The following is a 3,139-nucleotide window of genomic DNA, read 5'->3' as shown; positions in this document are numbered from 1 at the left end:
CCGGACACCATGCCGTCGACGAGGCCGTTGTGCACCAGCATGGTGCCGAAATACGACACGTCGGCGATGATCTCGCGGGCCTGCTCGACGGTGACGCCCTTGTGCGCGCGCAGTTGCGCGTATTGCTCGGCGAACTGGTCACACAAGTCGCTGGTACGCGGGTCATACAGTGTCGCCTGGTCCAGATCAACACCGAGTTCGGCTGCCCGAGAACGGATCTGACTCTCGTCGCCGAGAATGGTCACCTCGGCGATACCTCGCTGCAACACCCGGCCGGCGGATTTCACGATGCGATCGTCGTCGCCCTCGGGCAGCACGATGCGTTTGCGATCCGACCGGGCCTGCTCGCGCAGCTGGTAGGTGAACATCTGCGGCGTGGTCACCTTGGGGATCGGGATCGCCAACTGCGCCAACAGGTCCGCGAGGTCGACGTGGCTCTCGATCAGCTGCAATGCGGTGTCGACTTTGCGCTGCGACGTCGCGGTGACCCGGCCCCGGGCCGAGCCGACAGCGCTGGCCGTATCGAAAGTGCCCAATGCGGTGGCGATGATCGGCAACCGCAGCCGCAGACCGGCCACCAGCGCCGCCACCGCACGATGCAAGTCGAAGCCACCGTTGAGGATGATGCACGACAACGACGGAAACCCTTCGGCGGCATGCGCACTGGCCACCGCCAGCACCACGTCCGAGCGATCGCCGGGCGTGACCACTGCCACGCCTTCGCCGAGCCGCTCCAGCACATGGTCGGCCGTCATACCGGCGACCACCACGCCCGTCGCCTCACGGCTCAGCAGCGCGGTGTCACCGCTGAGCAGCGTCCCGTTGACCGCGGCCGCCAAGTCGGCGACCGTCGGCGCCACCAGCAGCGGATCGTCGGGCACGGCATACGCCTTCGGCGCGAATCGCCGCAGCGCATCGACGATAGCGGCCAATTGTGTTGCCTCGCAACGATTGGCGATCACGGCCGCGGTGTGTGCATGCTGCGCATCCAGTTCGGCGAGGCACACGCCGACGGCGTGGGCAACTTGGGCGACAGTACGGTCTTTGGCCCGCACCGCCAGCACCACCGGGGCGCCGAGATTGACCGCGATGCGGGCGTTGACGCCCAGCTCGGCGGGGCTCGCCACATCCGAATAGTCGCTGCCGACGATGACGACAGCGTCGCACTGAGCGGCCACCGCATGATAGCGCTCGACGATGTCGTCGATGGCGGCGTCGCGATCGTCGTGCAACTGCTGGTAGGTGACCCCGATGCAGCGCTCGTAGGGCAGTTTCGCGGTGGCGTGGGCCAGCAGCAGATCCACGATGTGGTCGCGGTCTTCGTCCGCGCGGGCGATCGGCCGGAAGACGCCGACCCGGGCCACCGTCGAAGCCAGCCGGTGCAGGATGCCCAGCGCGATCGTCGACTTACCGGTGTCGCCTTCCGGCGCCGCGATGTAGATACCTGCAGGCACGCTGTGCGTCAGCCCAGCCGCCGCAGCCGGGGCTCAAGATCTCGCTGAAACAGCTCCAGGAAGCGGCGCTGGTCGTGTCGGGGGTCGTGGAAGACCAGGTGGTTGAGACCCCAATCCACGTAGTCCTTGACTTTCGCGACGGCCTCGTCGGGATCCGACGCCACGATCCAGCGCTTGGCGACCTGTTCGATCGGCAGCGCATCGGCGGCCTCCTCCATCTCGATCGGGTCGTCGATGCTGTGCTTCTGCTCGGCGGTCAGCGACAGTGGCGCCCAGAAGCGGGTGTTCTCCAGCGCCAGCTTGGGATCCGGGTCGTAGGAGATCTTGATCTCGATCATCCGGTCGACGTCTTGCGCGTTTTTCCCGGCGGCCTCGGCACCCTCACGCATCGCGGGAATCAGCTTGTCCTTGTACAGCTCTTCGCCTTTGCCGGAGGTGCAGATGAAGCCGTCGCCCGCACGGCCGGCGTACTTGGCCACCTGCGGGCCGCCCGCGGCGATGTAGATCGGCACTCCGCCGTCGGGCACGTCATAGATCGAGGCGCCCTTGGTCTTGTAGTACTCCCCGTCGAAGTCGACCCGGTCGCCGAGCCACAATTCGCGCATCAGCCGCACCGACTCGCGAAGGCGCGCGTAACGCTCCTTGAATTCCGGCCACTGCCCCTCGTAGCCGGTCGCGATCTCGTTGAGCGCCTCGCCGGTGCCGATGCCCAGAAAAATCCGGTCGGGGTACAGACACGCCATGGTCGCGAACGCCTGGGCGATGACGGCCGGGTTGTACCGGAAGGTCGGGGTCAGCACCGACGTGCCGAGCTGCAACCGCTGGGTGCGCTCACCGACCGCGGTCATCCAGGCCAGCGAGAACGGCGCATGCCCGCCCTTGTGGCGCCAGGGCTGGAAGTGGTCGCTGACCGTGGCGCTGTCCATGCCGTGCGCTTCGGCGGCGACCGCCAGCTCGACCAGTTCCCGTGGCGCGAACTGCTCCGCCGACGCCTTGTATCCGAGTTTGAGTTCAGCCACGCTGTCGTTTCTACTCCCTCCGCAAGACCGACCTAGACTCCGGGATATGGCGCCCGTAGTGAAAGCCGTCACCGAACATGTGCACCTCGCCCAGGGTCGGGCGGTCAACTGGACGCTGGTCACCGATGAACGTGGAGTCATGCTCATCGACGCCGGGTATCCGGGGGACCGCGACGACGTGCTGGCGTCGCTGCACCGGCTGGGATACCAGCCCGGCGATGTGCGCGCGATCCTGCTCACGCATGCCCACGTCGATCATCTGGGCTCGGCGGTCTGGTTCGCCGAGGCCCACGGCACGCCCGTCTACTGCCACGCCGACGAAGTCGGCCACGCCAAGCGGGAATACCTGGAGCAGGCGTCGCCGATCGATGTCGCGCTGCACCTGTGGCGCCCGCGGTGGGCGCTGTGGACCGCGCACCTGGTGCGCGACGGCGGGCTGAGCCGCGCGGGCATCCCGACCGCGCGGCCGTTGACCGCCGAGGTGGCCGCGGGGTTGCCCGGCAACCCGATGCCCATTCCCACCCCCGGCCACACCGGCGGCCACTGCTCGTATGTCGTCGACGGCGTGCTGGTCAGCGGCGACGCGCTGGTCACCGGACATCCGCTGCTGGCCGCGAGCGGCCCGCAGCTGCTGCCCGCGCTGTTCAGCCACGACCAGGATGGCTG

General features: G+C 67.9%; 3 protein-coding genes. 1 reads left to right on the top strand and 2 read right to left on the bottom strand.

The window, feature by feature from the left end; all coding sequences use genetic code 11:
- Nucleotides 1-1,454, bottom strand: a 1,454-nt coding sequence (gene pta / locus AC2VOG_RS01780) for a phosphate acetyltransferase (RefSeq protein ID WP_486938201.1), incomplete at its 3' end; no start/stop codon positions are given.
- A gap of 8 nt (nt 1,455-1,462) precedes the next feature.
- Nucleotides 1,463-2,473, bottom strand: a complete 1,011-nt coding sequence (gene fgd, locus AC2VOG_RS01775; protein WP_486938200.1) for a glucose-6-phosphate dehydrogenase (coenzyme-F420) — start codon at nt 2,471-2,473, stop codon at nt 1,463-1,465.
- A gap of 46 nt (nt 2,474-2,519) precedes the next feature.
- Between fgd and AC2VOG_RS01770 the strand changes: the two genes are divergently transcribed.
- The coding region (locus tag AC2VOG_RS01770) for an MBL fold metallo-hydrolase (RefSeq protein ID WP_486938199.1) at nt 2,520-3,139 on the top strand (620 nt) is incomplete at its 3' end.

The organism is Mycobacterium sp. TH-M11 (genome assembly GCF_057473725.1).
This window is presented reverse-complemented; position numbering and strand designations above follow the sequence as displayed.